This window comes from Pelagicoccus sp. SDUM812002 (assembly GCF_031127835.1).
In the GTDB taxonomy this organism is placed as follows: domain Bacteria; phylum Verrucomicrobiota; class Verrucomicrobiia; order Opitutales; family Opitutaceae; genus Pelagicoccus.
This window is the reverse complement of record NZ_JARXHX010000043.1, coordinates 1-5,918: the sequence shown is the minus strand read 5'-3', so window position 1 is coordinate 5,918 and position 5,918 is coordinate 1. Positions and strand designations below refer to the sequence as shown.

Here is a 5,918-nt window from a genome sequence, read left to right as displayed (position 1 = left end):
GCCTGGAACGCCAACACCATCCGCGCCTACTCCGCCGGCGTCACCCAACACACCCTCGAAACCGCAGGCACGCATAAGATCACTATCCAAATGGTCGACCCCGGCCTCATCCTCGACGAGATCGTCATCCAAGCAGCCGAAACGCCACAATAGCACCGCCGCGCTTACCCCGTACCAAGGAGGCCACCCCAAAAAAGGTGGTGCGGCCGCTCCGCGGGCGCTTATTCGCGTCACCATCCAGCTCAAACAGCCACCAGCGCCTTAGGTTAAAGCGAAGGTGAACAGAGCTATCTATACAGCCCAGCCACCTCCAATAAAAGCCACGATAAATAGCCTGTCTTATTTTTTTTCGATTCTTTAGAGCAAACCTCATTTCGTTCCTTTCCAAAAAATCCCCAAACGTCACTTTTTCAGAAAATGTGACAAAAGATGATTTACAGGTTGATCTAATCAAAGCGAAGAGCGTAACTCTAGCTCAACAGAGCTATGCCAACAATCGCCTTCGAACTCCCCTCACTCCTACAGGATTCTAGCTACAACCTCACCCAGTTCTCACGGAAATACATCGAGGAACTAGAAGATGCTGTCTTCCTCAAAACCGTTCGCAACCAAGAGGTTCCCTACCTAAAGTGCCTCTCGCGCAACAAGGACATCCGGCTCACGCCCGAGGAAGCCATCCGCCAACTTTACCTTCGCGTTCTCCACAAAGATCTCGGCTACCCTCTCGACCGCATCGAGGTGGAATACACCGTCAGCTTCGGTCGCGAAAAAAAGCGGGCCGACATCGTCATCCTCGACAAGCAAGATGCGCGCTCCGCCTACCTCATCGTCGAACTCAAGAAGCCGAAGCTCAAAGATGGCAAGGAGCAACTCAAGTCCTACTGCAACGCTACCGGAGCCCCTATCGGCGTTTGGACCAACGGCGAATCCATCTCCTACTACCACCGCAAGGACCCGAATTTCTTCGAAGACATCCCCGGCATTCCCAAGGCCACTGAAAAGCTCTCCGACATCCTCACCGAGCGCTGGACTATCGATGATCTAATCAAACGCGACAAGCTGATCAACGAACGCAAATCCCTCAAGGACCTCATCCTGGAAATGGAGGACGAAGTCCTCGCCAACGCAGGCGTCGACGTCTTCGAGGAGCTCTTCAAACTTATCTTCACCAAGCTCTACGACGAGATGTCTTCCGGCCGCGACCACTCGCGCCACCTTGAGTTCAGAAACTACGGCTACACCGAAACCGAGCTTCGCGAAAAAATCGGCAGCCTCTTCGACAGCGCCAAAAACAAATGGGAAGGCGTCTTTTCCTCCGACTCGAAGATCCAGCTTACCGCCTCCCATCTGTCCGTATGCGTTTCCTCCCTACAAGACGTTAAGCTCTTCAATTCCAACCTCGACGTCGTCGACGAGGCCTTCGAATACCTCATTAACAAATCGAGCAAGGGAGAAAAGGGCCAGTACTTCACCCCGCGCTACGTCATCGACATGTGCGTCAAGATGCTCGACCCGAAGGAGGATGAAACCCTCATCGACACCGCCGCTGGCAGTTGCGGATTCCCGGTACACGGTATCTTCCACGTCTGGGAAAAAATCCTCGCTAACGTCGGGCTCCCCAAGAGCCACCTCTTCACCTCCGAGGAAAAGCCGCCTCGCTGCACCGACTACGTCAACGAGAAGGTCTTCGCCATCGACTTCGACGAACGCTCCGTCCGCGTGGCCCGCACCTTGAACCTCATCGCAGGTGACGGCCAAACCAACGTCCTCCACCTCAACACCCTCGACTGGGAACGCTGGAGCGAAAAGACCGAAGACGAGGACTGGCAGGAAACCTACTTCAACGGCTGGCGACGTCTCAAGAAACTCCGCGCCACCCGAAACAGCGACCACCATTTCAACTTCGACGTCCTGCTCGCCAACCCGCCCTTCGCGGGCGACATAAAAGAGTCCCGCATCCTCGCCAAGTACGAGCTCGGCAAAAAGCCCAACGGCAAACGCCAGACCAAGGTCGGCCGCGATCTCCTCTTCATCGAGCGAAACCTCGACTTTCTCAAGCCCGGCGGACGCATGGCTGTAGTGCTTCCGCAAGGACGCTTCAACAATTCCTCCGATAAGCACCTGCGCGACTACATCGCCGAGCGCTGCCGCATCCTTGCCGTCGTCGGCTTGCACGGAAACGTCTTCAAGCCCCACACCGGCACCAAGACCTCCGTCCTGCTCGTGCAGAAGTGGGACAAGAAACTCTGCCCCCAAAAGGACGACTACCCCATCTTCTTCGCCACCATGCAGGAGCCCAGCAAGGACAACTCCGGCGAAAAAATCTACCTGCGCAAAAAGGACCTGCGCGCCTTCCAGCAAGGCGACGATGAGGCCAGCGACGATTCCAAGGCCCCGCAAAAAGTCGCCGACCCCACCCAGCACTACAAGGCAACCGGCTCCAGCTACGACGAGTTCGTGCTCGACACCCACGGCCACCTCATCGTCAAGCACGACCTCTTCAATCACGAGGGCTACACCCGAGACGGCATCGCCGAAGCCTTCCAAGAATTCGCAAAACGAGAGCGCCTCTCCTTCGCGCCGGGAAAAAGCTAAGCCCCTTCAACCAAGCCCGCTACCGGGCACTGTTGGAGGGGCTAAACGCAGCCGAAGTTTCTCTTAGCGATCTTGAGCGGACCAATCGCATCGACGCCGAATTCTATAGGCGTTCAATGCTGAATTTGGAATCTGCTCTTGAAGCTTTCGAAACGAAATCAATCGCTGAATTGGCGAAAGTTTCTGACGGAAACCACTTCTCCATTTCAGATCAATTTGTCGAAGAAGGTATACCCTACTATCGAGGACAGGACGTAACCGGCCCCTTTTTCATAGAGCAAACCAATCCCGTTTGTATCACAGAGGCTGCCTACAACGAGAAGCATATGCATCGGTCGCATCTCAAAAAAGGAGATGTGCTTCTCTCTATTGTTGGCACCGTTGGATCTCTCTCACTAGTAAGCACCAACAATAAAGCGACATGCTCGTGTAAACTCGCGATTTTCAGACCCCATTCAATCAAACCTGAATTTCTCGCTGTTTTCCTTGATTCGCAATTCGGTGCTGAGCAGATACAAAGATTCCGTCGTGGCACGGTACAGACTGGATTTCTTCTCGAAGACTCAGATCAAGTCCTAGTTCCAAAACTCTCGGAAAAGCTCACCCAATCAATAGTATCGAAGGTCCAGTCTGCCAGAAGCTTGCTAGAGCAAGCTAGTGCACTGAATAACAAGGCTGAAAGCTCACTGGTTGACTTGCTCGATATCCGAGAATGGGACACACCACTAACCTATGAGGCCAATTTCTCAGACTTCGAATTGTCTGATCGACTGGACTCGAAGTTTTATCAACCAAAGTTTTCTAGTTTAGCTAAACGTATCGGACTACGAGGAGAAGCAAAAGAGCTAGGATCCATCACGATAAATGTTTCTCGTGGAAAGCAACCTACGTATTCAGAATCTGGATTTACAGTAGTTAATTCGAAACACGTGGTTAGCGGAGAGGTTCGAAGAAGCGAAGAGAACCGTCTTGGAGAACGTGAAAAGAGCACTGTTCTTATCGAATACGGTGACGTTGTGATAAATGGTACCGGAGTAGGCACAATCGGGCGTGCTGCGCCTTACTTAGACGAAGACATCGCCATACCGGACAATCACGTCACAGTCATTAAGCTGGCAATCGAGTCCATCGATCCTGTGTTCTTAGCAGCGTTCCTAAACTCAGAGCTCGGCCAAATGCAGGTCGAGCAGTATTACAAGGGTTCTTCTGGCCAGATTGAGCTGTATCCAGACGATATTGCAAAGTTCTGGATTTGGGTCGCGCCACAGGATGTGCAGAAAAAGATTCGTTCGCTCGTAGAGGAAGCCAGGGCGTCAAAACTCCATTCAGAAGCCCTCCTCGAGCGTGCCAAGCGAGCTGTCGAAATCGCCATCGAGCAAGACGAGGAAACCGCGTTGGCCTACCTCGACGGCAAACACTATGTCGCCGACGAGCTGCTACCTAAACTCTTTGGATTGTCTCGCCACTACGTCGACCAAGAGACCATCCAAAAGACGATCGAAGCTGAGGCCATTCACTACGAACCCGCCACCATCAAGCGATACCTGCAGGAATGGCAGAGCGAGGGGCGTGTCTTCAATGCCGGACGCGGTTGGTATTCAGATCTTATCAACGATTTCCTACCCGACCTTCAGCAGCCGCTCCTCAATTCCATCCTCAAGACCATGGACGAGGAATTCCCACTGCTGGACTTCTCCCTGTGGAGCACCCGCGAGCTGACGCCTTATTTCCACCACCTCCCAAATCGGCACGCTACCTACCTAATGGTAGACCGCGACGCCTTCGAACCGGTTGCCGACTCTCTTCGCGATGCCGGTCACCGCGTCGTCGTCCACCCGCTCGGCGACATTGCCAAGTCCTTCCGTCTCGAAGCCGAAGACACCGTTATCATACGCCCTCGACTATCAGCAGACCACACAGAGAAGCGTTCTCCCGTCGAGCAAATCCTCGTCGATCTCCACTTCGAAATCGAAAAGCTCGGCCTGATCGAAGGAGCCGAATACGAACGCCTCACGCGAAACCTCTCCTCTACCTGTCGCGTCAACCTCACTGCCCTCAAGCGCTACGCCGTGCGCCGCAAAATACCCCCGGAGGAAATCACAAAGCACATCCTCTAGCATGATCCAACCTCACTGCTTCACCAAAGACTGGATACACGCCCAAAGAGAAACCCTCGGAGCGGCAGATCCGGAAATCCTTGAGCGCGCCATCTACGCGATCACCCTTCTTGTCGCCCTCACAAAGACCGATCTAGACTTTGTCTTCAAAGGCGGCACCTCGCTGCTTCTACATCTTCCCACTCCTCAACGTCTCTCCATCGACATTGATATCACCTGCGATACCGATCGTGAATCGCTCGAGGAAGTTCTCGCCTCAATCCTCCCTGACACGCCCTTCACCCGCTTCGAAGAACAACTTCGCGGCGAACACCGCTTACCCAAACGTCTTCACTACAAGTTCTACTACCCCTCGCCGATCCGCAATGGCCAAGAACTTCCGGTCCTCCTAGATGTAGTCACCGAACCCAACAAGATCCAAGACATCGTCCAAAAGCCAATCGAGCTTCCTTTCATCGACTGCGTAGAAACGACCAACGTCTCCACGCCATCTGTCAACGCCCTGCTCGGCGACAAGCTCACCGCTTTTGGCCCTAGCTCCATCGGAGTCCCTCTGACTGAAAAGTTCAGCCTCCAAGTCATCAAGCAACTTTTCGACGTCGCCCAACTCTACTCCGAAGTTACCGACCTCAGTATCGTAGCCCATGCCAACAAAATCTCCTACGAAGCCGAACGCTCCTACCGCACAGAAGGTATTTGCTCGTATTCGGAATACTTAGACGACGTCATCAACACCTGCTACGACATCTGCTCCATCGATCTACGAGGCTTCAAAGAAACAGATTCAACAAAGCTCCTACGCCGTGGCATCAACCAGCTTCCCAATCACCTGATAAGCAGCAAATTCAAACTGCCACAGGCCAAAATCGCAGCAGCAAAGGCAGCCGCGTTAGCTATAAAACTCAAACATCATCCCCAATCAGGCGGATTACCCACATTCGATACTTCTAAAGTCGCACAACTAAAGAACCATCTTATCATCGATCAATTTTCGATACTTCAAAGATTGAAATCAATCAGCCCGGAAGCCTATTTCTATTGGGCTTCACTCAGCTAGCTAGGAGGCGTCGCAAATGGGGTCAAAGGACCTCGATAATTAGCCTGTCCCTTATTTTCCACCCGGCACATCTACGAAAAAAGAGCCAGTCCGATCCCCGAAACCTTACTCCTAGTCCCATTTCCAGACTAGCGGCGAACCGGACACTC

Annotated in this window: 4 protein-coding genes; all 4 read left to right on the top strand. The window is 53.1% G+C overall.

Annotation, left to right across the window (positions count from 1 at the left end; translation table 11 throughout):
* A partial coding sequence (locus tag QEH53_RS24560; protein WP_369426455.1) for a hypothetical protein occupies positions 1-153 on the top strand: 153 nt, incomplete at its 5' end.
* A 333-nt stretch (positions 154-486) separates the two neighbouring features.
* On the top strand, positions 487-2,595 hold the full coding sequence (locus QEH53_RS23180; protein WP_309025621.1) for an N-6 DNA methylase: 2,109 nt from the start codon (positions 487-489) through the stop codon (positions 2,593-2,595).
* Between the two features lie 116 nt (positions 2,596-2,711).
* A complete protein-coding gene (locus QEH53_RS23175) occupies positions 2,712-4,712 on the top strand; it encodes a DUF6577 family protein (RefSeq protein WP_309025620.1) in 2,001 nt (666 codons plus the stop codon).
* 1 nt (position 4,713) lies between these two features.
* On the top strand, positions 4,714-5,769 hold the full coding sequence (locus QEH53_RS23170; protein WP_309025619.1) for a nucleotidyl transferase AbiEii/AbiGii toxin family protein: 1,056 nt from the start codon (positions 4,714-4,716) through the stop codon (positions 5,767-5,769).
* Positions 5,770-5,918 lie beyond the last annotated feature (149 nt).